Origin of the sequence: Muriicola marianensis (assembly GCF_014638095.1) — a bacterium.
Lineage (GTDB): Bacteria > Bacteroidota > Bacteroidia > Flavobacteriales > Flavobacteriaceae > Muriicola > Muriicola marianensis.
The window spans coordinates 2,300,886-2,326,023 of sequence record NZ_BMFH01000001.1; the positions used below are offsets into that span (position 1 = coordinate 2,300,886).

Annotated in this window: 20 protein-coding genes; 15 read left to right on the plus strand and 5 right to left on the minus strand. The window is 49.8% G+C overall.

What is annotated here, in order from left to right; genetic code table 11:
• Position 1 precedes the first annotated feature (1 nt).
• The 4 genes from IEV19_RS10530 to miaB are packed head-to-tail and all read right to left on the minus strand — an operon-like array spanning position 2 to position 4,162.
• Complete coding sequence (locus IEV19_RS10530) at positions 2 to 931, minus strand: DUF8458 domain-containing protein (protein ID WP_188370606.1); 930 nt, start codon at positions 929 to 931, stop codon at positions 2 to 4.
• Positions 931 to 1,449, minus strand: a complete 519-nt coding sequence (locus tag IEV19_RS10535; protein WP_188370607.1) for an LptE family protein — start codon at positions 1,447 to 1,449, stop codon at positions 931 to 933. The genes IEV19_RS10530 and IEV19_RS10535 overlap by 1 nt, the downstream gene beginning before the upstream one ends.
• Positions 1,449 to 2,714, minus strand: a complete 1,266-nt coding sequence (locus IEV19_RS10540; protein WP_188370608.1) for a sigma-54 interaction domain-containing protein — start codon at positions 2,712 to 2,714, stop codon at positions 1,449 to 1,451. The genes IEV19_RS10535 and IEV19_RS10540 overlap by 1 nt, the downstream gene beginning before the upstream one ends.
• Complete coding sequence (gene miaB, locus IEV19_RS10545) at positions 2,714 to 4,162, minus strand: tRNA (N6-isopentenyl adenosine(37)-C2)-methylthiotransferase MiaB (protein WP_188370609.1); 1,449 nt, start codon at positions 4,160 to 4,162, stop codon at positions 2,714 to 2,716. The genes IEV19_RS10540 and miaB overlap by 1 nt, the downstream gene beginning before the upstream one ends.
• Before the next feature lie 159 nt (positions 4,163 to 4,321).
• Here miaB and IEV19_RS10550 point away from each other — a divergent pair, with 159 nt between their 5' ends.
• The 8 genes from IEV19_RS10550 (at position 4,322) to IEV19_RS10585 (ending at position 15,187) form a co-directional block, all read left to right on the plus strand.
• Entirely contained in the window at positions 4,322 to 5,554 is a 1,233-nt protein-coding gene (locus IEV19_RS10550) for an LVIVD repeat-containing protein (RefSeq protein ID WP_188370610.1), read from the plus strand.
• Between the two features lie 114 nt (positions 5,555 to 5,668).
• Entirely contained in the window at positions 5,669 to 8,134 is a 2,466-nt protein-coding gene (gene topA / locus IEV19_RS10555) for a type I DNA topoisomerase (RefSeq protein WP_188370611.1), read from the plus strand.
• Positions 8,135 to 8,155: 21 nt separating this feature from the next.
• On the plus strand, positions 8,156 to 9,313 hold the full coding sequence (locus tag IEV19_RS10560) for a formimidoylglutamase (RefSeq protein ID WP_188370612.1): 1,158 nt from the start codon (positions 8,156 to 8,158) through the stop codon (positions 9,311 to 9,313).
• A 115-nt stretch (positions 9,314 to 9,428) separates the two neighbouring features.
• Positions 9,429 to 10,784 (plus strand): T9SS ring complex lipoprotein PorK/GldK, encoded by a 1,356-nt coding sequence (gene porK / locus IEV19_RS10565; RefSeq protein ID WP_188370613.1) that lies wholly within the window; start codon positions 9,429 to 9,431, stop codon positions 10,782 to 10,784.
• Between the two features lie 64 nt (positions 10,785 to 10,848).
• Positions 10,849 to 11,496, plus strand: a complete 648-nt coding sequence (porL, locus tag IEV19_RS10570; RefSeq protein ID WP_188370614.1) for a type IX secretion system motor protein PorL/GldL — start codon at positions 10,849 to 10,851, stop codon at positions 11,494 to 11,496.
• A gap of 55 nt (positions 11,497 to 11,551) precedes the next feature.
• Complete coding sequence (gene porM, locus IEV19_RS10575) at positions 11,552 to 13,120, plus strand: type IX secretion system motor protein PorM/GldM (RefSeq protein ID WP_188370615.1); 1,569 nt, start codon at positions 11,552 to 11,554, stop codon at positions 13,118 to 13,120.
• A gap of 24 nt (positions 13,121 to 13,144) precedes the next feature.
• Positions 13,145 to 14,047, plus strand: a complete 903-nt coding sequence (gene porN / locus IEV19_RS10580) for a type IX secretion system ring subunit PorN/GldN (RefSeq protein WP_188370616.1) — start codon at positions 13,145 to 13,147, stop codon at positions 14,045 to 14,047.
• 48 nt (positions 14,048 to 14,095) lie between these two features.
• Positions 14,096 to 15,187: an NAD(P)/FAD-dependent oxidoreductase gene (locus IEV19_RS10585; RefSeq protein WP_308418534.1), complete on the plus strand. Its 1,092-nt coding sequence runs from the start codon at positions 14,096 to 14,098 to the stop codon at positions 15,185 to 15,187.
• On the opposite strand, the gene IEV19_RS10590 is transcribed toward IEV19_RS10585, so the two are convergent.
• On the minus strand, positions 15,153 to 15,560 hold the full coding sequence (locus tag IEV19_RS10590) for a DUF983 domain-containing protein (RefSeq protein ID WP_188370617.1): 408 nt from the start codon (positions 15,558 to 15,560) through the stop codon (positions 15,153 to 15,155). The two genes, IEV19_RS10585 and IEV19_RS10590, sit on opposite strands and share 35 nt — an antisense overlap.
• A 63-nt stretch (positions 15,561 to 15,623) precedes the next feature.
• On the opposite strand from IEV19_RS10590, the gene abc-f reads away from it, so the two are divergent.
• From abc-f to IEV19_RS10625, 7 genes are all read left to right on the plus strand, one after another.
• The gene (gene abc-f / locus IEV19_RS10595) at positions 15,624 to 17,531 is read left to right on the plus strand and encodes a ribosomal protection-like ABC-F family protein (protein ID WP_188370618.1); all 1,908 of its coding nucleotides are present in this window, start codon (positions 15,624 to 15,626) and stop codon (positions 17,529 to 17,531) included.
• 183 nt (positions 17,532 to 17,714) lie between these two features.
• Positions 17,715 to 18,623, plus strand: a complete 909-nt coding sequence (locus IEV19_RS10600) for a leucine-rich repeat domain-containing protein (protein ID WP_188370619.1) — start codon at positions 17,715 to 17,717, stop codon at positions 18,621 to 18,623.
• A gap of 168 nt (positions 18,624 to 18,791) precedes the next feature.
• Positions 18,792 to 19,943: an efflux RND transporter periplasmic adaptor subunit gene (locus IEV19_RS10605; protein WP_188370620.1), complete on the plus strand. Its 1,152-nt coding sequence runs from the start codon at positions 18,792 to 18,794 to the stop codon at positions 19,941 to 19,943.
• A 1-nt stretch (position 19,944) separates the two neighbouring features.
• On the plus strand, positions 19,945 to 23,244 hold the full coding sequence (locus tag IEV19_RS10610; protein WP_188370621.1) for an efflux RND transporter permease subunit: 3,300 nt from the start codon (positions 19,945 to 19,947) through the stop codon (positions 23,242 to 23,244).
• Positions 23,241 to 24,596, plus strand: coding sequence for a TolC family protein (locus IEV19_RS10615; RefSeq protein ID WP_188370622.1), 1,356 nt, complete (start codon positions 23,241 to 23,243; stop codon positions 24,594 to 24,596). Before IEV19_RS10610 ends, IEV19_RS10615 begins: the two co-directional genes overlap by 4 nt.
• A 7-nt stretch (positions 24,597 to 24,603) precedes the next feature.
• Positions 24,604 to 24,786: a CPXCG motif-containing cysteine-rich protein gene (locus IEV19_RS10620; RefSeq protein WP_188370623.1), complete on the plus strand. Its 183-nt coding sequence runs from the start codon at positions 24,604 to 24,606 to the stop codon at positions 24,784 to 24,786.
• 79 nt (positions 24,787 to 24,865) lie between these two features.
• Positions 24,866 to 25,132, plus strand: coding sequence for a DUF4212 domain-containing protein (locus IEV19_RS10625; RefSeq protein ID WP_188370624.1), 267 nt, complete (start codon positions 24,866 to 24,868; stop codon positions 25,130 to 25,132).
• The last annotated feature ends 6 nt before the right edge of the window (positions 25,133 to 25,138 follow it).

Consider the following 25,138-nt stretch of genomic DNA (forward strand, 5'->3'; position numbering starts at 1 on the left):
CTCAAGAATTTTCCTTTTGTAACTGCTTTACCGCTTTAATTCGGCTTGCAAAGAAACTACTTTTTTCCGGATATTTCAAACTTAATATTTTGTAAGCCTGCAGGGCTTTCTTGTACTTCTTTTGCTCGAGGTAGACCTTGGCCAGGGTCTCTGTCATCAGTTCCTCCGAATCTATCTTTGTCGACTCCTTGATGTCCACAGTTGAGTGCTCTTTATCCTGCGGGACGATCTTGGGGTTTTCCTCGAGAAAGCGGTCTATCAGTTCAAACTTTTTCTTCCTTTCAGATTCATCGGTTATCGGGAAGACCATGTCTTTTGGAATGTCGGCCGTTTTCTTTGGGAGCTGCTTTTCCTTTTTGACAGGTTTTGCTGAGCTGAGTTGCAACCACTCGAGGAAGGAGTGCTTCTCATCCTTTTTAAAGGGGATAGGCTGACCCATTTCGAGTTCCTTTTCGGCGGCTGCCCTTTCCCTTGCAAGTGCCTTGTCTATCTCTGGATCTTTGGATGCAAAGAGGGACGGATCCAGAATATCGTCTGCATCCCGGGTGTTCCTGGGCAGGGGGGCGTCCGGGGTTTCTTCCAGCAGAGGGGCCGGACCTCCTTCTTCAACTTCCACTTCTTCCACTTCTACCTCGGTAGCCTCCAGCGTAGTGGCCTTGCCGGAGATGGCATCCGCGATTGAATTCTGGAGGAATTCGGGAGAGGTGATCAGATCAAAAAGCACATCCCGGTCTGCCGTGTAGGCAGCCGTGACTTTCAAAGCGTTGTTGTACCGGAAGCTGTTGAGGTTCTTCAGGCCCTTGAGTTGCAAGGCCCTTGCCGCCTGGAAATAGGGAAATTCCGCAACCACCTCTTCCAGTTGTCGGGTCTGGACCGGGTCTACGACCTTATCCGGATGCTGCAGAAGATATGTAAAGTCTGTCACCTTCATTACCAGTCGGCCAGAGATTCGTTAAAAATGTCCTGGTTGATCCGTTCGAAGATCACCTGGTGGGCTTCGTCCCTAACCGATGCGAGCTGGGACGCCGCCGGGTAGTCGTAAAAGAAGGAAAACCGCTTTTCAAATTCGGCCCCTTCTTTGGTTTTGTTGAAGAAACGAACATTCACTGTAATGCTCAAACGGTTCTGGGCCGCTCTTTGCTCTGACGTAGCCGACATAGGTGAGATCCTGTATTCCACGATCTCCCCTTCGTACAGCAGATCCCCGTTGGCCGAGACCAGGTCGAGGCTCGTCTGGTTGAGGATGAGGTCCTGGAGGGAGAGGGTGTATTCCCTGTCCAGCCCGGGATCAAAGACGGAACCCGGACTTTGGGTTGCGTAGTTCTGGAAATAATTGACCGTGAAGGTCTTGGCCGAACCTACGTCTCCCCCAGTGAAATTATAGATGCCGCAGCTGCTCAGGAGCAAGGCAAAGGACAGGAGGAAAGAGGTTGCTAGTCGTGTGCTCACTACAGGTCGTACTGTTTGATTTTTCGATAGAGGGTTCGCTCGGAGATCCCCAGTTCGGAGGCTGCTGCTTTTCGTTTTCCCCTATTCCTTTCCAGGGACTTTTTGATGAGCTCGATCTCCTTTTCCTGTAAAGATAAGGTTTCTTCCTCTTCAATCTCTTCGGCAAAATGGTACTTGTCTTCCTGGGGTGGTTCTACTGTTTTCTCCACTCTGCTGTCGTGAGGAGGCAATAGTTCCACGGCTGTGTCATTTTCTTCTTTTCTGCTGCTTCCCTCATTCCCGTAGATCTTGCGGATCAGGGATTCGTTCTCTTCCTGTACTTTTTCGGAATCGTCAGAATGCAGGAGTTCCAGGGTCAGTTTTTTCAGATCGTTAAGGTCGGCCTTCATATCGAACAATACCTTGTACAGGATCTCCCTCTCATTGCTGAAATCGCTTTTGCGCGTGTTTTGTTCAACCACTGCCGGAAGGTTCGAATCTCCTGCGTTGGGCAGGTAACTGTTCAGGGTCATGGGAGAGACAGACCTGCTTTCTTCCAGTACAGAGATCTGCTCGGCCACGTTTCTCAGCTGGCGGATGTTCCCCGGCCAGCGGTATTTCTCCAGCATTTGTACTGCATTGTCCTCCAGCCTGATGGTGGGCATCTTGTACTTCTGGCTGAAGTCTGAAGCAAATTTTCTGAAAAGGAGATGGATATCGTCCTTCCTGTCGCGCAGGGGAGGGATATTGATCTCCACCGTGCTCAGCCGGTAATAGAGGTCTTCCCTGAATTTCCCTTTTTTGATCGCTTCTATCATATTCAGGTTGGTGGCGGCCACGATCCTGACATTGGTCTTCTGCACCTGGGAGGATCCTACTTTCAGGAATTCCCCGTTCTCCAGGATACGGAGTAGTCGCACTTGGGTGGTCAGGGGGAGTTCACCGACTTCGTCGAGAAAGATCGTCCCTCCGTCGGCCACTTCGAAATACCCGCTACGGGTCTGGGTTGCACCCGTAAACGCCCCTTTTTCGTGCCCGAAAAGTTCGCTGTCTATGGTCCCTTCCGGGATGGCACCACAGTTCACAGCTATGTACTTGGCGTGCTTCCTGTGAGAGAGGGAATGGATGATCTTGGGTACGGCTTCCTTCCCGACCCCGCTTTCCCCGGTGACCAGCACGGAGATATCCGTAGGGGCCACCTGTATGGCTTTTTCGAGGGCCCTGTTGAGTTTTGGGTCATTGCCTATGATCCCAAAACGCTGTTTTATAGCTTGTACATTTTCCATTACTCCATATTTTCTGCAAGTCCGACCGCCTCGCCTAGCAGGGTGGCCGATGTGCAGTCGTCAATCCGGACCATCACGAACTGACCTACCTTGTAGTCTTCTTTGGGGAAGACCACCACTGTATTGCTGGAGGTCCTGCCCATCCAGTGCTGATCTGATTTCTTTGACGGTCCTTCGATCAGGACTTCCTCTGTCTTGCCCAGGTGCTGGGAAGTGCGGTAAAGGCTGTGTTTTTGTTGTAAGGCGATGATCTCCTGCAGCCTTCTTTTCTTGACCTCCTCCGGGATGTCATCCTCCAGTTTCCTGGCGGCCAGGGTACCGGGGCGTTCCGAATAGGCGAACATAAATCCGAAGTCGTATTTCACGTATTCCATGAGTGAGAGGGTCTCCCTGTGGTCTTCTTCGGTCTCTCCCGGGAAGCCTGCTATCATATCCTGGCTGATCCCGCAATCCGGGATGATCCTCCGTATATCGTCTATAAGCTGCATGTACTCCTCCCGTGTGTGAAGGCGGTTCATGGCCTTGAGGATGCGGTCGCTCCCGCTTTGTACCGGCAGGTGTATGTAGTTACAGATGTTCCTGTACTTCGCCATGGTCCTGACCACATCCAGGGTCATGTCCTGGGGATTGGAGGTGGAGAATCGGATCCGCATCCCGGGCTGGGCTTCGGCCACCATGGCAAGCAAACCGGCAAAGTCAACGGCCGTCGCCTTTTGCATATCGCTGGCCTTGTCAAAGTCTTTTTTGAGTCCGCCTCCATACCACAGGTAGCTATCGACATTCTGCCCCAACAGGGTCACTTCACGATATCCCTGTTCCCAGAGTTCGTTCACTTCCTGTACGACCGACTGGGGATCCCGGCTGCGTTCCCTTCCCCTGGTAAAGGGGACCACGCAGAAGGTGCACATATTGTCGCATCCCCGGGTGATGGAGACAAAGGCAGTTACTCCGTTGGAGTTGAGCCTCACCGGGGCAATATCCCCGTATGTCTCTTCTTTGGAGAGGATGACGTTCACTGCATTGCGGCCCTCGTCTACTTCCCGGACCAGGTTGGGCAGATCCTTGTAAGCGTCCGGGCCTACCACCATGTCTACGATCTTTTCCTCTTCCAGCAACTGGCTTTTCAATCGCTCTGCCATACACCCCAGGACACCCACTTTCATGTGGGGTCTGTTCTTTTTGACCGCATTGAATTTCTCCAGTCGCCTCCTGACCGTGGTCTCTGCCTTTTCCCTGATGGAGCAGGTGTTGACCAGGACGAGGTCTGCATCCTCCAGATCTGAAGTGGTATTGAACCCTTCATTAGCGAGGATAGATGCCACGATCTCGCTGTCGGAGAAGTTCATCTGGCACCCATAGCTCTCAATATATAGCTTGCGATTGTTCTTCCCGTTTGCTGAGATCATCAGAGGTGAACCCTGAACGCTTTCGTCAATTACTTTTTCCATGCAAATACGCTACTGCCCTTGTTATTAAAGGATCGCAAAGATAAGACAATATCCCCTTTTATGACAATTTGGCAGGTGAATATTTTCATAAAAGAAGACGCAACTAGGGGGTTGCCAACGTATCTATAGGGAAACCTCAACCCAATTAATAAAAGCCCTATGAAAATCCTGAAATCCCTTCTGCCTGTTTTTGCTCTGTTGGGACTGATCTCCTGTTCCGACAATGACTCCGATAAGTACGCAGACTATCTGGTCGCCAGGCCCCTGACCATGTCCCTGGAAGAATTCAAGAACAGTGTGGATATCATTACCCCGGTGCCCATAGATGAATCAGGCAAGATCTACGCCTACCAGGACCTGATATTTGTGAATGATAAATACAAAGGGGTTCACGTGATCGATAACAGTGATCCTTCTTCTCCGAGAAAGGTGGCCTTTATCAAGATCGCCGGGAATGTCGATATTTCCATTAAGGACAATTACCTGTACGCAGACAGCCTCACGGACCTCATCGTCCTGGATATTTCGGACATTGACAACATACAGATCGTAAACCGCCTGGAGAATGTGCTGAGGGACAATGTGATCTGGCCTTTGGAGGCGGATATCTTTGAGTACGACGACTGGGGGAACCCAGATCAGGTGTTGATCGGCTGGGAGGTGACCACGGAAAGGCGACTGGTGGAAGAGGTGCAGATGCGTTTCGAGAATGTCCTTATGATGGATGCTGCCTCCAACAGTGTAGGGCAGGGGGGATCCCTGGCCCGCTTTAAGATCGTAGGGAATTTCCTTTACGCCGTAGATAACCATTCTATCAATGTCTTTGATATCACAGACCTCGGGAACCCCCAGGACCTGGAGGACGTCTTTGCCGGTTTCGACATTGAGACCATCTTTAACCAGGGAGATCATCTTTTCCTGGGAAGCCGAAGCGGGATGTATATATATGACATTACCAATCCCGCCCAGCCCGGTTTTGTATCCGAGTTCCAGCACGGCACCGCCTGCGATCCCGTGGTGGTTGACGGCGACTACGCCTATGTCACTTTGAGAGGCGGGAACAATTGTGGAGCTACGGAAAGTGGACTCTTCGTGATCGATATTGCAGATCTCAGTAACCCGGAATTGCTCAAGTCATATCCCATGGAGGAACCTTATGGCCTGGGAGTAAAGGATGACAGGGTCTTTGTGTGTGACGGCAGTTTTGGTCTGAAGGTATTTGACAAATCGAATGTCCCCGACCTCACCCAGGTACAACACTTCCAGGACATTACCACCTTTGATGTGATTCCTCTTTCACAGCACCTCCTCATGGTTGGAGAAGAAGTTCTTTACCAGTATACCTATAATGATACCGGCATTGAACTCATAAGCACTTTCTCGCTGAATTAGATTCAGGAGCCTCTTATCCGGGCCCATCGGGAGGAAGAAATGTGCAGGTGGAAGAAACAGATGAGAAAGCAAATAAATTTTTTGCCATACTTTTGTGACTTCTAAAATCATTGAATGGCGAAGAATTTAGTAATCGTAGAGTCACCTGCCAAGGCAAAAACCATCGAGAAATTTCTGGGGAAGGACTTTAAGGTTGAGTCGAGTTTCGGACATATAGCAGACCTGCCCTCCAAGGAACTGGGTGTCGATGTTGACAATGATTTTAAACCGAAATACATCGTAGACAAGGACAAAAAGTCTTTGGTCAAAAAATTGAAGGACCTGGCCAACAAGGCAGAGTTGATCTGGCTGGCCAGTGATGAGGACCGGGAAGGAGAGGCCATCTCCTGGCATTTGGCGGAGACCCTCGACCTCGATAAAAACAAGACCCGCAGGATCGTCTTTAACTCCATTACTAAATCCGCTATTCAGAAAGCGATAGATAACCCAAGGGGAATCAACTACGACCTGGTAAATGCCCAACAGGCCCGGCGGGTGCTGGACCGGCTCGTGGGTTACGAACTCTCTCCAGTATTGTGGAAGAAGATCAAGCCCGGTCTCTCTGCAGGGAGGGTACAGTCTGTGGCCGTACGGCTTATTGTGGAGCGGGAACGCGACATCGAGGCCTTTGAGCCCGTAGCCTCTTTCCGCATCAATGCCGAGTTCAGCACTTCGGAAGGAGAGGTGTTCAGCGCAAAGCTTTCAAAGACCTTTGACACCAAGGAAGAGGCTGAGGCATTTTTGAAAAAGAATCTGGAGGCCGACTTTGCGGTGGCTTCCCTCGATAAGAAACCAGCTAAAAAATCTCCTTCGGCACCTTTCACCACCTCTACCTTACAACAGGAGGCATCGAGAAAACTCTATTTCTCCGTAGCCAGGACCATGCAAGTGGCACAGCGGCTCTATGAGGCAGGACTCATTACCTATATGAGGACAGACAGTGTGAACCTGTCTCCTGAGGCTATCAATGACGCCAAACAGGCCATTGTGTCCCTCTATGGAGAGCGATACAGCAAGGTGAGGAATTACAAAGGAAAATCCAAAGGCGCCCAGGAGGCACACGAAGCCATCCGCCCGACAGATATGACACTTCAGCATCCCAAGGTGGAAAGAGACCAGGCGAGGCTGTACGAACTGATCCGCATGAGGACACTGGCCTCTCAGATGGCAGATGCAGAACTGGAAAGGACGAACGTAAAGATCAGTGCCAACACCCACGGGGAAGAATTCTCGGCTAACGGGGAGGTGATCAAGTTCGACGGATTCCTCAAAGTATATCTGGAAGGGAAGGACGAAGAAGATCTGGAAGAACAGGAAGGTATCCTGCCGGCTTTGAAGGAAGGAGATTCCCTCGTGAACAGATATATCACAGCAACCGAAAGATTCACCCGCCCTCCCTATCGTTTTACGGAGGCTTCCCTGGTAAAGAAACTGGAAGAACTGGGAATCGGCAGGCCATCGACCTATGCCCCAACCATTTCTACCATCCAGAACAGGGGCTATATCGAAAAAGGCACCGTGGAGGGAACTGAAAGGAACTACAGCCAGCTGGTCCTTGAAAACAATACCATAAAGGAGAACAAACTTACCGAGACCGTAGGATCGGATAAGGGCAAGCTCGTCCCAACTGATATTGGAATGATCGTCAATGACTTCCTGGTCGACAATTTTGCCAACATCCTGGATTACCATTTCACGGCCAAGGTGGAAAAGGATTTTGACGAGATCGCTTCAGGAGAAGAGGACTGGCAAAAGGTGATGCGCGACTTCTATAAGGACTTCCACCCCACTGTGGTGGATGTGGAGGAGAACGCAGACCGCGCGAGTGGAGAGCGCGTACTGGGGATAGACCCCAAGACCAAGCGGCAGGTCTCTGCCAGGTTGGGTCGATTCGGCCCCATGGTACAGATCGGGACGGCCGAGGAGGAGGAAAAACCCCTCTTTGCAAGCCTGCTGCCGGAACAATCCATCACCACCATCACCTTTGAAGAGGCTATGGACCTGTTTAAGCTTCCGAGAAAGCTCGGAGTATATGAAGGGGAGGAAGTAGAGGCCAATGTGGGAAGGTACGGACCTTATATCAGGCACGGGAAAAAATTCATCTCCCTGGAGAGCGGGGAAAATGCGCTGGATGTGGCTATGGACCGGGCGGTTGAACTTATCAAGGCCAAACAGAAGGCTGATGCCCCCATCACCTCCTACGAAGGGAAGGATGTGACCAAAGGAAAGGGAAGGTTCGGGCCCTTTATCAAGTGGGATGGCATGTTCATCAATGTCAGCAAGAAATACGACTTCGACAATCTCTCCGACGAGGACATCACTGAGCTCATAGAGGCCAAGAAAAAGAAGGAGGCCGAACGCGTGGTGAAGGAGTGGCCGGAGGAAGGTATCCGGATCGAGAAGGCGCGATGGGGAAGGCATAATATCATAAAAGGCAGGACCAAGGCCGAGCTCGGCAAAGAGGTCGATGTCGCCAAAGTGAGCCTGGAAGATGCGAAAAGCCTCCTGGAGAAAAAGAAACCCCGGAAAAAAAGTAAATAACCTGTTTTTGCAAGAGTTCCTATGGCGTTCGATTTCCTGGTTCCGGTAGAAGACAAAGCCCTGGCACACTGTGAACTGCTCCCACCTCAGGCCCTGGGGAAAAATATCTTCAAACACACCCAAAGGGACGGCCTTCCTGTACTGGCCAACGCCTCTTTTGCGATCCTGGGTGTAAACGAATCACGTAACGCCTTTGAGAAGAAGCCGGAGAAATTAGCCCTTGTCGAGATCCGTATCCAGTTGTACAAACTGATGATGGGCAACTGGAATGTGAACATCGTCGACCTTGGAAATGTGGAAGAGGGGGAGACCGTGGAGGACACCTACTTCGTAGTGAAGGAAATCACGGCAGAACTCCTGGAAGAAAAAGTTATACCTATTATTATAGGAGCTACCCAGGATATCACCTATCCCACCTACCGGGCTTTTGACAGGATAAAAGACCTGATCAACCTGGTTTCTATTGACAGCAGGTTCGACTTTGGGGCGGATGAGGAATTGATCTCCTCACATTCCTATATGAGCAAGATCATTACCGACAAGCCCAACAATCTCTTTAACTTTTCCAATATAGGCTACCAGAGCTACTTCAATGCACAGGAGGAGGTAGACCTGATGGAAAGGCTGTTCTTTGATGCCTACCGCCTTGGGGAGATCACCTCAGACATTACCCTGGCCGAGCCTGTGCTGAGGAATGCCCACTCTGTCAGCCTGGACATGAGGGCGGTAAAGGCGAGTGAAATGGGCTGTCCGCCACAGTTTTCCCCCAACGGTTTTGACGGTAGGGAAATCTGTGCCATCTCCCGCTATGCCGGGATGAGCGAGAATGTGGCAGTCTTCGGGATCTACGAGATGGAGAACACACCCCTGTCATGCCAGCTGGTCGCCCAGATCGTGTGGTATTTTATGGAGGGTTTCAACTTCCGCATCAAAGAGCGCCCGAGTGCCGGCAACAAGGATTTTACCAAGTTTATCGTTCCCACGGAGACCGAGGAACTCATCTTCTACAAAAGTCTGCTCACACACCGATGGTGGGTAGAGGTTCCTCCATTTACTTCCCCGCATACTAAATCCAATCCACCCGCGTTATTACCCTGCACCGAACAGGATTATCTCGACGCTTGTGATCAGATCATTCCCGAACGGTGGTTCAAGGCCTATAAGAAAGGCCTGAACTAAAATTTGAAATTTTTGTCAGGAAGGCTGGTAACGTACAATAATTTACTCAAAAAGTAGTTTTAGAGAGTATAATTGACATTACTGCTTAAAGTCTAAATCGAAATTTAACCTAAGTATGAAGAAGCTATTGTTGTTATCTATAGCGTTTGTTTTTTTACTCTCAAGTTGCGGGTCTAAAACAAGAGGAGAACTAGTGGGCGTCCAAGGAAAGAAGTGGTACCCTGAAAAACCCTACGGGATGGAGCTCATACCGAGAGGTGCTTTCATCATGGGTAAAAGCGAGGAAGATGTAGCGCAGGTTCTCAATGCCCCAACCAAAACAGTTACGGTAAGATCGTTCTATATGGACGACACCGAAATAACAAACAGCGAATACCGTCAGTTCGTAGAGTGGGTCCGCGATTCTATTGTCAGGACCCGTTTGGCTATTCTGGCCGATGAGCTCGGGATGGGACCTGAGGATGGAGGGATCGGTGAGTACGCTTTCAAAAGCGCCGATACCACCAGGATGTCTGTCTATGAAAAATATATGATGGATAATTACTCCGGGATGGGAGAAACCGGATACGAAGGCTACAAACTCAATACAGATGAAGATCTTGTTTGGGATACCTCGGATTATCCGGATGAGTACTACGCCGAAGTAATGGATTCATTGTATATCCCCGAAGAGGAGTCGTACAACGGACAGCGTATCATAGATGTTTCCAAATTAAAATATAAGTACACATGGATGGATATCGAAGAAGCTGCCCGTTCCAGGGATGCCCGTAGGAAGGATTTTATCCGTACCGAAGAACTCGAGATCTATCCGGATACGACTGTGTGGATCAGGGACTTCGAATATTCCTACAACGAGCCCATGCACAACGATTACTTTTGGCACGATGCCTATAGCGACTACCCTGTAGTGGGAGTGTCGTGGACACAGGCCAAGGCGTTCTGCCACTGGAGGACTAAATTTAAAAACGATGACCAGAAGGCCCGTGGCAAGCAGTTTGTCAATCAGTTCCGTCTGCCCACTGAGGCCGAATGGGAATACGCTGCCCGAGGAGGTATTGAAGGAGGTACCTATCCATGGGGAGGTCCGTACGTGATCAGTGACACCGGTTGCTTTATGGCCAACTTTAAGCCACAGCGCGGAGACTATGCTGCCGATGCAGCCCTGTATACCGTAGAGGCCAAGTCGTACGAACCCAATGATTTCAACCTGTACAATATGGCGGGTAACGTGGCTGAGTGGACCAACAGCAGTTATTTCCCAGGTTCCTATGAATACGCTTCCACTATGAACCCCAACGCAGATTCCAAGGACAATGCGAGGAAGGTGATCAGGGGAGGATCCTGGAAGGACGTGGCTTACTTCCTCCAGGTGAGTACCAGGGATTACGAGTACAGGGATTCTGCCAGGAGCTATATCGGTTTCAGGACCGTTCAGGACTACATGGGAGAAGAAGATTCAACACAGTAATCAGACAATTAAATCAAACGTAAACCAAATACTTATTTATTAAACTTAATTAAATCTTAGAATTATGGCACAGTCAAAATCAACAAAAAAACTATTCAACATGGCCTATGGCCTCGGTGCTTCGGTGGTTATTATCGGAGCCCTCTTTAAGATCCTTCACTGGGAGTTCGGCCCCCTTACAGGTGGTCTCCTCCTCGCCGTGGGTCTGATCACAGAAGCCCTAATTTTCGCGATCAGTGCATTTGAGCCTGTAGACGACGAATACGATTGGTCTCTGGTGTATCCGGAACTGGCCGGCGGACAGTCTAGCGGAAAAAATGCCGCAAAAGAAGCCAAAGAGGCTGAAGGATTACTTTCCAGGAAACTGGATGAATTGTTGAAAGAAGCTAATATCGATGCAGAATTGATGACCAGCCTTGGTGACAGCATCCGCAACTTTGAAGGTGCTGCCAAAGGTATCGCTCCATCTGTTGACGCTATCGAAACTACCAAGAAGTACTCTGAAGAGATGGCACAGGCTGCCGCTCAGATGGAATCTCTCAACAGTCTGTACAAAGTGCAGCTTGAAAGTGCCAGCAGGCAGGCTTCCATCAATGAGGAAGTTGTTCAGAACGCCGGCGCTCTGAAAGATCAAATGGAATCACTGGCGTCTAACCTCTCATCTCTTAATGGTGTCTATGGTGGCATGTTGTCTGCCATGAGCAGAAACTAATTAGTCGCGAAGCAATAACCCAAATCAAGTTACAAATCCAATCTAATTAGAAAACATGGCATCAGGAAAAGCAACGCCCCGGCAGAAGATGATCAACTTAATGTATTTGATCTTTATCGCAATGCTGGCGCTTAATATGAGTAAGGAAGTTTTGGCCGCATTCGGTCTGATGAACGAAAAGTTCGAAGCTTCCAATGTAAAGGCAACCGAAAGCAACGAAGCGTTTTTGGCCAGCCTTGAGACCAAGGCATCGGAAGATGCTGCTAAATACGAAAAGGTGTATAAGGATGCACGAAAGATCAAAGAACTTTCTGCAGACTATTTCACCTACCTGGAAGATCTGAAGAAATCCATGACAGTAGACGTGGAGGACACCAAGGATTACCAGGTAATGGACAAGTCGGACTGGCTTGACCAGAAGTTCTTCCAGGGAGACAACCTGGCCCCTGAAGGGAAAGAATTCATGAAGAGGATCGAGGATTACCGCACTCAGGTGGTCGCTATCCTTGGAAATGACTACCCGGAAGTAAAGGCCCAGGTAGAAGCCCGGTTCAAGACCGGAGACGCGAATGGAAAGGTAGAGCGCAGAGACGGTGTGAAAGTTGACTGGATCAACTATCACTACGAAGGATTTCCTTTGATCGCTTCTTTGGCAAACCTGACCTCACTGCAGTCTGATATCAAGGCTACTGAAGAAGCAGCCCTGAAAGCGATGCTGCAGGGAGAGCTTACCAGCCAGGTATCTCTGACCAACTTTGAGACCCAGTTGTTCTCTGAGAAGTCGGCCTTCTATTCCGGTGAGAAATTCAGCGGAAGCATCGTCCTCGGAAAAACAGACCGGTCTGCCAAGCCTGTAAAAGCTGAGCTGACCATAGACGGACGCAAGATGGAAGAAGGAAGAGACTACGATCTCAAAGAAGGAGGCGTAGAACTCAAGATCAGCGCTGGAAGCGCAGGTGACCACGAAATCGCCGGTACCCTTTTCTATATGCAGGATGGGGTGGAAACAGAAGTTCCCGTAAAGAATTCCTTTTCTACCATTTCCAAGCCCGACGCGGCTGTGATCTCTGCAGACAAGATGAATGTGGTATATCGTGGGGTGGCTAACCCAATGACAATCTCCATTCCCGGAATCCCGGACAACAAGGTATCTGCCAGTGCACCCGGACTTAAGAGGGTGAGCGGAAGCAAGTACGTGATGAATCCAGGAACGGGTCGTGAGGTGACCATCAATGCCTCCGGTGTATTGCCCGATGGCAAGAAGATCTCTACTCCTGCCACGTTCAGGATCAAGGATATCCCAAGGCCTGCTGGTTCTATCAGGGGTGAGTCCGGAAGCACCAAAATGCCAAGGCAAAACCTGGAGATCTCAACCGTGGGAGCCCTGCTTGAGGACTTCGATTTCGACCTGAACCTCGCGGTCAGCGGATTCAAGTTCAAAGTTCCCGGACAGCCAACTGTTGTCGTGAATGGCAACAAACTGGACTCCAGGGCTAAGTCGGCCCTCAAAAGAGCCGGAAGAGGTGATGCGGTACAGATCTTCGATATCGAAGCCTATATCACCAACAACAAAAGCTATAAGCTGAAGAAAGTGTCTCCTGTAGTAGTGGAGATCACAAACTAAGAATAGACAGTTAAATTGAATTTTATGAATTGGAAGAATGTAATTCTAGTTGGAGCTGTTTCCCTCCTCCCGATTTCGATCATGGCACAGGCAAACATCCTGAATGCCAAGAAACCTGAAGATATCGGGAAGAAAACAGCCAACCAGTTGGCGATGGACGATGATATTCCCCTGGATTACGGTTATGTGGACGACAGAGACATCCTCTGGTCCAAGACCATCTGGGAAACCATCGACCTGGATGAGAGGGTGAATTTCCCCCTCTACTATCCAACCGATACAGTAGATATCGGGGCCGACAGGAGATCGCTCTACGATGTCTTTCTCAAGAACATCAAGAACGGTAAGTTAACGGATGTCTATGTAGATTCTTACTTCACCGAAAAGAGGAAGTTCGAGGATCTCAGGGCAACCCTCACCCGAATAGATACAACAGATCTCGGATACGAACAGATCAATGCCGGTGAAGCACTCTCCCCTGAATATGTAAACAGGAGGGATATCACAGCGGCGGATATCGAAGAGTATCGTATCAAAGGTATTTGGTATTTTGACAAGCGCCAGGGAGAGCTGAAGTATCGCCTGCTGGGGATAGCCCCAGTGGCTCCGGATGTCAACTTTGTGGACGATGAGTCTATGAGCCCCGGAGACAATAAGGTAGAACTGTTCTGGGTTTGGTTTCCAAGTGCCAGGCAGATCCTTCACGATGCCAAGGTGTACAACCAGCGGAATTCTGCTCAGCCCATCTCATTCGACATGCTGTTGAATGCGAGGAGGTTCAACGCCGTCATCTACAAGGAGGATAATGTCCATGGAGACCGTGAGATAGAGGATTACATCGCTGATAACGCCCTGTTCCAATTACTGGAATCCAATCGTATCAAAGAAGCGATACGGGACCGGGAGCAGGATATGTGGGCCTATTAGGAAATACTATTTGATTCCAATTCAATTATAAGTTGAAAACGCCGCTTTTTGAAGCGGCGTTTTTATTTTTGTACCATGGTAGATTACCTGGTAGTAGGCCTGGGCCTGGCTGGAATTTCCTTCTGCGAAACGCTGGAAGAACACGGGAAAACATTCCGTGTGGTCAGTGATGATTCACAAAAAGCTTCCACCGTAGCAGGTGGCCTTTACAATCCTGTTATCCTGAAACGGTTCACCCTCTCGTGGAAGGCACATGAACAACTGGCCGTACTGCCTGATTTTTACGCCGGGCTGGAGAATAAGCTGGAGGTCACCCTGGACCATCCCCTGCGGGTCCTGAGGAGATTTGTGAGCCCCGAGGAGCAAAACGGATGGTTCGAAGCCTCTGATAAGCCGGGCATGGGGGAACTCATGTCTGCAGACCTGATCAGGAATACTAATCCTTCCATCGATGCACCTTTCGGCTATGGAGAAGTACTGGGGACAGGCAGGCTGGATACCGAATTGCTGCAAGAAACCTACCGGAAGTATCTTACAAATAAATCTTTGCTGGTTAGGGAAACTTTCGACTTTAATGCTTTAAAGTTGCTGGAAGCCGGGGTTGAATACAAGGATATTCGGGCCAGGCACCTCGTTCTTGCCATGGGCTTCGGGCTTAAGCGTGATCCGTACTTCAACTACCTGCCCCTCAACGGGACCAAGGGAGAACTGCTGACTGTAAAAGCCCCCGATCTAAATGAAACCCGGGTCATCAAATCCTCCGTTTTTATCATTCCGCTGGGTGACGATCTCTACCGAATCGGGGCCACCTATAAATGGCAGGACAAAACCAATTTGCCCACTCAGGCAGCCAGGGAAGAATTGGAAGCCAAACTCCGCACCTTCCTGAAATGCGATTACGAGGTGGTTGATCACGTAGCCGGAGTACGGCCAACGGTGGCAGACCGAAGACCTCTGGTGGGAAGACATCCCTTGCACAATAGTCTGTATGTGCTCAATGGATTTGGTTCAAGAGGGGTCATGATCGCCCCCTATGCATCCAAAGCCCTTTACAGGCTTATCGAGTCCGGTGAGGATCTTCCGCACGATATGGATATTGCGAGGTTCAGGAAGCGTTTTGAGAAGCATGCGTCTTCCTGAGGAGGGAGGGATCGTAGTGTATAAAGAAATTGATCCAGATGTTCCGGGACAGGCGGATGATCACCGGGAGGAAGACGATGAGGGTCCCGATGATGCTGATAAAGGTCTGTAGAAGCGAAGCCCCGAAAATTAAAAAGGAGATCACAAAGGCGGCCACGGCAAAGGCGATCCCCACAGCATAGCTCACATACATGGCCCCGTAGAAGAATGAAGGTTCCATCTTGTATTTCGTGCCGCAATGGGAGCAGCGCTCGTGCATCTTAAACAAGGATACCAGGCGGTAAGGATTTCGCTCCACATACATGCTTTCCATATGGCATTTCGGGCAACTTCCTGTTAAAATGCTGTAGAGTTTGACTCCTTTTTTTAACATTTGCAAAACTTTTGGGCAAAGATACTTTTTTGCTTCCCATTCTCTGTAAACCGGGTTACAATCATGTTAAATGTGCACAATCTTTCCGTCTCCTTCTCAGGGGAATCCCTGTTTGAAGAGATTTCATTCCGTTTGCACCCGGGAGACCGTATTGGACTCATCGGAAGGAATGGCGCCGGGAAATCGACCCTCCTGAAGCTTCTGGCAGGGGACATGGGCCCGGATTCCGGGACCATAGCTTCTGACAAGGATCTCAGTATCGGATTCCTGAGGCAGGACATCGACTTTGAGGAAGGCAACACCGTACTGGAGGAAACCTACAAAGCCTTTGAGGCCCTGCAGGGGATCGAGAAGAAACTGGCTAAGATCAATGAACAGCTGGCCGAACGGACGGATTATGAAAGCGAAGCGTATCACCAGTTGATGGTAGATCTCAACGATCTGACTCACCGTTATGAGATCCTTGGCGGGTACAACTACCAGGGTGAAACAGAAAAGATCCTCCAGGGACTGGGATTCAGACGGGAGGAGTTCAACAAAAAGACCGATACCTTCTCCGGGGGTTGGCGGATGCGGATCGAACTGGCAAAACTCCTGCTGCAGCAAAATGACGTCCTCCTGCTGGATGAGCCTACCAACCACCTCGACATTGAATCCATCCTCTGGCTGGAACAATTCCTGCTCGCCTTCCCGGGAGCTGTGGTGATCGTTTCCCACGATAAGATGTTCCTGGACAACGTCACCAACCGAACCATAGAGATCTCCCTGGGCAGGATATACGACTACAACAAACCCTATTCGCAATTTCTCGTGCTGAGGGAGGAGATCAGAGAGCAGCAGCTCAATGCCCTGAAAAACCAGGAGAGAGAAATACAGCAGGCAGAAAGGCTCATAGAAAAATTCCGAGCCAAAGCCTCCAAAGCCTCCATGGCCCAGTCCCTGATCAAGAAACTGGACCGAATGGAACGCATAGAGGTAGATCAGACAGACAATAGTGTTTTCAAGGTCAGGTTCCCTGTTTCCGTCACCCCGGGTAAGGTGGTTGCAGAACTGGATGGGGTCACCAAACACTACGGCTCTAAAGAAGTACTGAACGATATCAGCCTGTTGCTGGAACGCGACAGCAAGACGGCCTTCGTCGGTCAGAACGGGCAGGGAAAAACCACCCTGGCCAAGATCCTGGTTGGGGAAATCGATTGCCAGGGGAAGGTAAAGCTCGGGCATAACGTACAGATCGGCTATTTTGCCCAGAACCAGGCTGAATATCTCGATGGGAACAAGACGGTCCTCGATACCATGATAGATGCTGCTAATGAATCGAACAGGAGCAAGGTCAGGGATATCCTGGGCTCCTTCCTCTTCAGCGGGGAGGAGGTAGACAAATACGTAAAGGTCCTTTCCGGGGGCGAGCGCAACCGCCTTGCCCTTGCCAAGATGTTGTTACAGCCCTTTAACGTACTGGTTATGGATGAGCCGACCAACCATCTCGACATGGCTTCCAAGAATGTGCTCAAACAGGCCTTGATCAATTTTCAGGGCACTCTTATAGTGGTATCCCACGACAGGGATTTCCTTCAGGGCCTTACCAACAAGGTATACGAATTCAAGGACCGGAAGATCAAGGAGTACCTCGGGGATATCAATTTCTTCCTATCTGAGCGGAAAGCTGCAGACTTCAGGGAGATCGAAAAGAAATCGGCCCCGGTACTGGGAAAAGAAGTCTCTACTGAGGCTGAAAAGTCCTATGAGGATCAGAAGAAGGAGAAAAGCCTGAAGAACAAGCTCAGCAAGGTGGAGAGTGAGATCAGCTCCCTTGAAAAAGAGATTGGAGAGATCGATCACGACCTGTTGATGAATTACGACGAGACCATAGCCAGGCCTGATTTCTTCGACCGGTACCAGGAAAAGAAGAAACGGCTCGAATCCCTCATGAAACAATGGGAAGAGATCACCCTCGCCCTCGAAAATTAAACAGCTCTTGCCCGGGGTAAGTAAGCCTTTTGCAGTTCACCACAAAAATCGTTGGTTTCACAACAAATACGGGCCCTTCGTCGTTTTATTATGTAGTTAATCCTTACTTTCAGGTATCTTTGTAAGGTAATTCTGAGTTTATATATCAGATTATTAATAAGGGTAATCTTCAAAAGTACTTCAATGAAAGGAAAATATTTCTTATCCCTTATCGCGCTGGCCTCCTGCCTGATGGTCTCAGCTCAGGTGACCAAAAAGGAAAGGTCGGCCCTGGAAGATCTGTATGAAAGCACGAATGGGAAGGAATGGGTACGCACCTGGGATCTGAACGCTCCTGTAAAAACATGGTATGGGGTAGAAGTGGTAGACGACCATGTAGTCGCCATCAATCTTTTCAGAAATAACCTGAAGGGCGTTTTGCCCGAAAGCCTCGGAAAGTTAACGCACCTCAAGGTGCTCAACCTGGCCTTTAACGGGCTTACCGGTGAATTGCCTGAGAGCATTGAACACATGGAAAACCTGGAGGTGATCAAAATAGAGATGAACAGGTTTAAGGGAGAGTTGCCGGAGTCACTCGGGAATTTAAAGAACCTCCGTGAGCTGACAGCATTCAATAATTTCTTCACAGGGAGCATCCCGGGGAGTATGGGGGAGCTCACCCATTTAAAGGTGCTGAACCTGTCGAGTAATAACCTGAAGGGTGCTATCCCGGAGTCACTCGGCAAGCTGACAAAACTGGAAAGCCTGGGACTCTTTGAGAATACCCTCGAAGGGTCAATCCCAAGAGAGTTCGGACAACTTGTGGAGTTGAGGGAACTCATCCTTGCCAATAACCAGCTTGATGGGGAGATTCCCCACGAATTCACCCAGTTGGCCAGCCTGGAGATCCTGCAGATACAGAACAACAAATTCAACTCCCTCAAGAACCTGGAGGGCATGAATACAAAACAATTCCTGGTCTTTGACTATGATAAGAGCGATAGTAAATTGAATTTTAAAGAAATCGACTTTAAAAAGACACGTGTCGTGGAGACCATGTTCGATGACGATGAACCCGATGGGAAAAAGAAAAACGATAATAAGCCCGATTAAAAGATTAGGTTTTAAGTTGGTTAACTGTCAGAAAGAGGTGATTTTTCACCTCTTTTTTTGTTGAAGATCAGGCCGGAAGGAATTAACACTTTAGGTTTTATTTAACTCGCCTCAAGGGAAGTATTATCTAGCTTTGTGGCCGATCGTTAAACAAATCAACCCTCCCGGATGAGAAAAATTATACTCTATTCCCTCGGTGTTATAATCCTGGTACTGGCTGTATTTATAGCCTATCTCCTCGTGACTGCCGAGGAGGAAAAGAGGCCTGTGGCCCGCAGGGAAGTGAAGACCGTATTCGTCGATACCGTGGTCAACAGGACCATCCCAATTGTGATCCCCGCCAACGGTAATCTCGCGGCCAAGGAGAGGGTAGAGATCTTCTCGGAGGTTCAGGGCATCTTCAGGAGCAGCAGCCACCCCTTTAAACCGGGTCAGGCATATAGGAAAGGGGAAGTCCTTCTGCGTATTGATGCCGATGAATACGCGGCTTCCGTACAGAGTGCAAAAAGCAACCTCTACAATCTGATTACCGCCGCCATGCCGGATCTCAGGCTGGATTACCCCGAAGTATATCCCAAGTGGCAGGCCTACCTCAACGGCTTCGATCTGGAGAAAAGCACTCCAGACCTTCCGGAGATCACTTCAGAAAAAGAGCGCTACTTCATCAGTGGAAGAAATATTGTCACTACCTATTACAACGTAAAGAATCTGGAGAGGAGACTCTCCAAATACGTAATCCGCGCCCCCTTCGACGGGGTGCTTACTGAAGCCCTCGTTACTGAGGGAAGCCTGATAAGGCCCAGTCAGAAACTAGGTGCGTTCATTAACCCCAGCGTTTACGAACTGCAGGTTGCTGTCAATAAGTCGTACAGCGAATTCCTGAAAGTAGGGGAAGAGGTGGCCCTTGAAAACCTGGAGGGGACACAGCAATTCCTTGGCAAAGTAGCCAGGATCAATGCTGCAGTGAACCAGGAATCACAGACGGTCTCCGTCTTTATCGATGTAAAGGATGACAGGGTTAAGGAAGGCATGTACCTCGAAGCCAGTATTGAAGGGCGGAACGAGGAAAATGCCTTTGAGATCTCGAGAAAGCTGCTGAACGATCAGAAGGAACTCTTCGTGGTACGGGACAGTGTTCTGGATGTGATGGAGGTAACCCCTGTATTTTTTTCGGACAAGACGGCTATCCTCAAAGGAATTGAGGACGGCACGGTCATCCTCTCCCGCCCGGTGCCCGGAGCCTATGCCGGTCTGGTGGTAAAGGTATACAGGGACACGACCAACCTTGCGGCCGCTTCAGAAATCAATCCAATCCCGTAAGATGAGAAAGATCATAGGATATTTTATCAGATTTGATGTCGCAGTAAATGTGATCATCCTCGCCTTTGTGGTCTTCGGGATCGTGGGCGCCCTGAGGATGAAATCGTCATTTTTCCCTCTGATCGACTCACAGATCATCACGATCAATATCAATTACCCCGGTGCGGCTCCGCAGGAGATCGAGGAGGGGGTTGTTTTGAAGATAGAGGATAACCTAAAAGGACTGGTCGGGATAGAAAGAGTAACTTCCACCTCCAGAGAGAACGGGGGAAGTATCACCGTAGAGATCGATGCCGATGAGGATATAGACGTGATCCTGACCGAAGTTAAAAACGCGGTAGACCGCGTACCCAACTTCCCCGGGGGGATGGAACCCCTCGTTGTGGCCAAACAGGAATCGATCAGACCCACCATCAGCTTTGCGGTCAGTGGGAAAGGAATTTCCCTGAGCAACCTGAAACAGATCACGCGGAAGATCGAATACGACCTCAGGGCGATGGAAGGCATCTCACAGATCGAGGTCACAGGCTATCCCGAGGAGGAAATAGAGATCGCCATCAGGGAAAGAGACCTCCTGGCGTATAATCTCACCTTCCAGGAAGTGGCCCAGGCTGTAGGGCAGAGTAATATACTGTCCACGGGGGGCGAAATAAAAACGGAGCAGGAAGACTACCTGATCCGGGCAAAGAACCGTTCCTACTACGGAGATGAACTCAACAACCTCGTAGTGCGTTCCGATGCCAGTGGGAATATCATCAGGCTGAGCGATGTGGCTGAGGTAAGGGACCGTTTCTCCGATACCCCCAACGTCAGCTTTTTTAACGGAAACCTTTCTGTAAACGTACAGGTGAGCAACACCAACAGTGAAGATCTTATCTCCACTGCCGAAAAGATCAACGCTTACATAGAGAATTACAATGCCACGCACAACAACGTGCACCTGGATGTGGTCTCCGATGCCTCCATATCCCTGAAGCAAAGGACAGCCCTTTTGATAGAGAACGGGGCCATAGGGATCTTGCTGGTACTCTTATTCCTCTCATTCTTCCTGAACACCCGTCTGGCGTTCTGGGTGGCCTTTGGCCTGCCCATCTCCTTTCTGGGGATGTTCATCTTTGCAGCCATGTTCTCGGTGACCATCAATATCCTTTCCCTGTTCGGGATGATAATTGTGATCGGTATCCTGGTGGATGACGGGATCGTGATCTCAGAGAATATCTACCAACATTACGAAATGGGCAAATCGCCCGTCCAGGCAGCCATAGACGGAACCGTGGAAGTGATTCCCCCCATCCTGTCTGCCATCATCACGACCATATTGGCCTTTTCCACCTTCCTCTTTCTCGACTCCCGGATCGGGGAATTCTTTGGAGAAGTTTCAACCGTGGTGATCCTCACCCTGACCGTTTCCCTTTTCGAAGCCCTGATCATTCTGCCGGCTCACATCGCACACTCCAAGGCCCTGGTAAGACAGACCCCTGAAGAGCTCGAAAATCAATCGGGAGTAGACAAGTTTCTGACCAAATTGAGGGTTTTTAACAAGATCGGGGATCGGGTTATGACCTATCTCAGGGATACGCTTTACAGCCCCGCCCTGCATTTCGTGCTCAACAACCGATTTATAAGTTTTTCCATCTTTACAGGATTGCTGGTGATCACATTTGGCTCTATTATCTCCGGTGTCGTCCGGGTGACCTTATTTCCCAGTGTAGCCAGTGATCAGGTGAGTATTGAATTGCTGATGCCTGAAGGGACCAATCCGGAGATCACAGAAGATATCATCACCAGGGTAGAGGCAGCTGCATGGAGGGTGAATGAAGATTTTACAGCCCGTCAAACGGGGAACTTGCAGGTGGTAGAGAATATCATCAAAAGGGTGGGTCCCGGGAACAACAAGGCTTCCCTCAGGGTTAACCTTTTACCAGGTGAGGAGAGGGACTTTCCTTCTCCTGAAATCACCAATGCGATTCGGGAAGAAGTAGGCGAAGTGTACGGGGTGGAGCGACTCACCTTCGGTTCTGGAGGAAATTTCGGGGGAAGTCCGGTTTCCATTGCCCTGCTGGGAAATGACAATGAACAGCTCGAAAATGCCAAGGAAGAACTCCGGGCGTTTCTGGAGAGCAACCCAAAGCTCAGGGACGTTACGGACACAGATCCTGAAGGGATCAAAGAACTCGATATTGAGCTCAAGGAGAATGCCTATGCGCTCGGCCTGAACCTTCAGTCTGTTATGAGCCAGGTCCGCGCCGGGTTCTTTGGTGCCCAGGCCCAGAGGTTCCAGAGGGGGCAGGACGAGATCCGTGTTTGGGTGAGATACGACCGGTCTAACCGCTCGAGCATTTCAGATCTGGATGATATGAGGATCCTCACCCCCACGGGTCAGAGGGTGCCTTTTTCTGAGATTGCCACCTATACCATTGCCAGGGGTGATGAGTCTATCAGTCACCTCGACGGGCAGCGGGAGATCAGAGTGGAAGCCGACCTGGAAAATCCCAACGAAAGTGCTACCGACGTCCTCTTCGACGTGCAGCAAAATTTCATCCCGGGCTTGCTCGCCAAGTATCCTACCCTTTCCGTGTCCTATGAAGGACAGAACCGTGAAGCTCAAAAACTTTCTCGATCGGCCAACAAGGTGTTTCCGGTGGTCCTGTTCTTGATCTTTGCTGTGATCGCGTTTACCTTCAGATCTTACAGTCAGCCTGTGATCCTGCTCTCCATGATCCCTTTCAGCGTGATCGGGGTCGCCTGGGGGCATTATATTCACGGGTTCCCCATCAACGTGCTCTCTGCACTGGGGATTATTGCACTGATAGGGATCATGGTGAACGACGGCCTGGTGCTCATCGGGAAATTCAACGGTTACCTGAGACAGGGGATGAATTTTGACGACGCCCTGTACGAAGCCGGAAAATCCCGCTTCAGGGCCATCTTCCTGACATCTTTGACTACGATCGCGGGGCTTGCGCCCCTGCTGCTGGAAAAGAGCCGGCAGGCACAGTTCCTAAAGCCCATGGCCATCTCAATTTCCTACGGGATCGGGATTGCGACCATTTTGACACTGCTGATGCTGCCCCTGTTGTTATCGGCCATCAATACGGCCAAAGGAAATATCGCCTGGCTGAAAACAGGAGAAAGGCTGAACAAAGAAGCAGTGGAGAGGGTGATCAAAGAGCAGAAGCAGGAGGCCAAGCTCAAGGAGAAATTAGAAGTGGCCACCAACGGTCATACCTCTCAAATACGTCGGAATGACAAAAAGAAAAGCCTGAAAGAAACGGTCCATTTAGAAGACACCGATTCATGAGAAGAAGTTACCCTACACTCCTATTCCTGGTCTTTTCCCTTGGAATATTTACCGGATTTACACAAGAACCCATCCTCTCAAAACAGGAGGCCATGACCCTGGCCCTTGAGAACAATTTTGGGATAAAGGTGGCCAGGAACCAGGTCAAAATCGCTGAAAACAACCAGAGTATCCTGAATTCCGGGTTTCTGCCGTCCCTGACGGCCAATGCAGGAGCCACCTATAACAGGGATGATATCACGGTTGAATTCCCCGGCCAGCTCGATGAGAACGGTCAGCCCAGGCCGGATTTTGAACTCAACAAGGCTGAAGCGCAGCGGTACAATACCGGGGTAACTCTCGATTATACACTCTTTGACGGTCTCGGAAGGCTCTACAACTATAAAAGCCTTCAGGAACAATACGAGCTTACCGAACTCCAGGCCAGGGAGACTATTGAAAATACGATGCTGCAGCTGTTTAGCGTGTATTTTGAGGTGGCCCGTCTAACCGAGAACGTCAATGTCTTTAAACAGGCACTGGAGATCTCCAGGGACCGGATCACTAGGGCTGAATACTCCTTCGAATACGGACAGAATACCAAGCTGGATATCCTGAACGCCCAGGTGGATGTGACCAACGACAGTATCAACCTTTTAAATGCCAAGCAACAACTCGCAAATGCCAAGAGAGACCTCAATGTAGTGCTGAACCAAAACCTCAATGAGACCTTTGCCGTGGACACGGTGGTCAATTTTATTCCCAGGCTTGCGCTGGATGAATTCATAGCCTCAGCCAAAGAGAATAACGTGGCCTTGTTGCAGACGGAAAAGAACCTGAAGATCAACGAATACGATATCAAGGTAAGCAGGAGCGGTTATTTACCTACCGTAGGGCTGAGCGGCTCCTATGGGTGGAACCTGAACCAGAATCCGCCTTCTGCCTTCTTCCCCGGAACGAATAACACAACCTTCAACCTCAACCTCGGGGCGCGACTCACCTGGAACCTCTTTGACGGAGGAAGCACAGCTGTGAGGGTAAAGAACGCCAAGATCGCCTTTGAGAACCAGGACTTGCTTAAGAAGCAGATCGAACTGGAGGTAGACCGGGATATCCTCAATGCCCTTCAGATCTATGAGAACCGCCTGGCGATCTATGCCATTCAGGAACAGAATGTGATCACCAATGAGAACAATTTTGCCCGATCCAGGGAACAGTTCCAGCTGGGGCGCATCACCTCCATAGAATTCAGGCAGGCTCAGATCAACCTGCTCAATGCGCAGACAAATAAAAACCTATCCAAATACGACGCAAAACTCGCCGAGCTGCAGCTCCTTCAACTCACCGGACAGCTACTGAACATAGAATTGTAGTATTAGGATGTACGAACACTTTTTCCAATGCCCGTATTGCTGGGAGGAGATCTCCGTCCTCCTGGACACCTCCGTGTCACAGCAGTCCTATGTAGAGGATTGCGAGGTGTGTTGTAACCCTATAGAGTTCAATGTGATCTGCGAGGATCACGAACTCAGCCAGTTCGATGCCCAGCCACTTGGTCAATGATAAGATCGACCCCTCCAGCAGACCCTTACTGCTTTTAATTCCCGCGGAATTTAGTATTTTGTTCCTTGCATAAGGGACAATGGAGAAACCTCAACATAACGCCAGGGCCTACTGGAGGCAGAACCTCAGGTATCTTATCGTGCTCCTGGCCATTTGGTTCCTGGTATCATTCGGCGCCGGTGTCCTCTTCAAAGATGTATTGAATACCATTAAAATAGGTGGCTTTGGCCTTGGGTTCTGGTTTGCCCAGCAAGGATCCATCTACGTCTTTGTACTCCTCATCTTTATCTATGTCCGTCTGATGAATAAACTCGACAAGAAATTCGGATACGATGACGAGGATTAATCCCGA

What these genes read in the sequence shown, in the direction of transcription:
- IEV19_RS10550 (WP_188370610.1), top strand. Translation starts at nt 4,322, where the DNA reads ATGAAAATCCTGAAATCCCTTCTGCCTGTTTTTGCTCTGTTGGGACTG.
- IEV19_RS10590 (WP_188370617.1), bottom strand. Translation starts at nt 15,560, where the DNA reads ATGTTAAAAAAAGGAGTCAAACTCTACAGCATTTTAACAGGAAGTTGC.
- IEV19_RS10540 (WP_188370608.1), bottom strand. Translation starts at nt 2,714, where the DNA reads ATGGAAAATGTACAAGCTATAAAACAGCGTTTTGGGATCATAGGCAAT.
- porK (WP_188370613.1), top strand. Translation starts at nt 9,429, where the DNA reads ATGAAGAAGCTATTGTTGTTATCTATAGCGTTTGTTTTTTTACTCTCA.
- IEV19_RS10530 (WP_188370606.1), bottom strand. Translation starts at nt 931, where the DNA reads ATGAAGGTGACAGACTTTACATATCTTCTGCAGCATCCGGATAAGGTC.
- IEV19_RS10605 (WP_188370620.1), top strand. Translation starts at nt 18,792, where the DNA reads ATGAGAAAAATTATACTCTATTCCCTCGGTGTTATAATCCTGGTACTG.
- porM (WP_188370615.1), top strand. Translation starts at nt 11,552, where the DNA reads ATGGCATCAGGAAAAGCAACGCCCCGGCAGAAGATGATCAACTTAATG.
- porN (WP_188370616.1), top strand. Translation starts at nt 13,145, where the DNA reads ATGAATTGGAAGAATGTAATTCTAGTTGGAGCTGTTTCCCTCCTCCCG.
- miaB (WP_188370609.1), bottom strand. Translation starts at nt 4,162, where the DNA reads ATGGAAAAAGTAATTGACGAAAGCGTTCAGGGTTCACCTCTGATGATC.
- IEV19_RS10625 (WP_188370624.1), top strand. Translation starts at nt 24,866, where the DNA reads ATGGAGAAACCTCAACATAACGCCAGGGCCTACTGGAGGCAGAACCTC.
- topA (WP_188370611.1), top strand. Translation starts at nt 5,669, where the DNA reads ATGGCGAAGAATTTAGTAATCGTAGAGTCACCTGCCAAGGCAAAAACC.
- IEV19_RS10610 (WP_188370621.1), top strand. Translation starts at nt 19,945, where the DNA reads ATGAGAAAGATCATAGGATATTTTATCAGATTTGATGTCGCAGTAAAT.
- porL (WP_188370614.1), top strand. Translation starts at nt 10,849, where the DNA reads ATGGCACAGTCAAAATCAACAAAAAAACTATTCAACATGGCCTATGGC.
- IEV19_RS10620 (WP_188370623.1), top strand. Translation starts at nt 24,604, where the DNA reads ATGTACGAACACTTTTTCCAATGCCCGTATTGCTGGGAGGAGATCTCC.
- abc-f (WP_188370618.1), top strand. Translation starts at nt 15,624, where the DNA reads ATGTTAAATGTGCACAATCTTTCCGTCTCCTTCTCAGGGGAATCCCTG.
- IEV19_RS10615 (WP_188370622.1), top strand. Translation starts at nt 23,241, where the DNA reads ATGAGAAGAAGTTACCCTACACTCCTATTCCTGGTCTTTTCCCTTGGA.
- IEV19_RS10560 (WP_188370612.1), top strand. Translation starts at nt 8,156, where the DNA reads ATGGCGTTCGATTTCCTGGTTCCGGTAGAAGACAAAGCCCTGGCACAC.
- IEV19_RS10600 (WP_188370619.1), top strand. Translation starts at nt 17,715, where the DNA reads ATGAAAGGAAAATATTTCTTATCCCTTATCGCGCTGGCCTCCTGCCTG.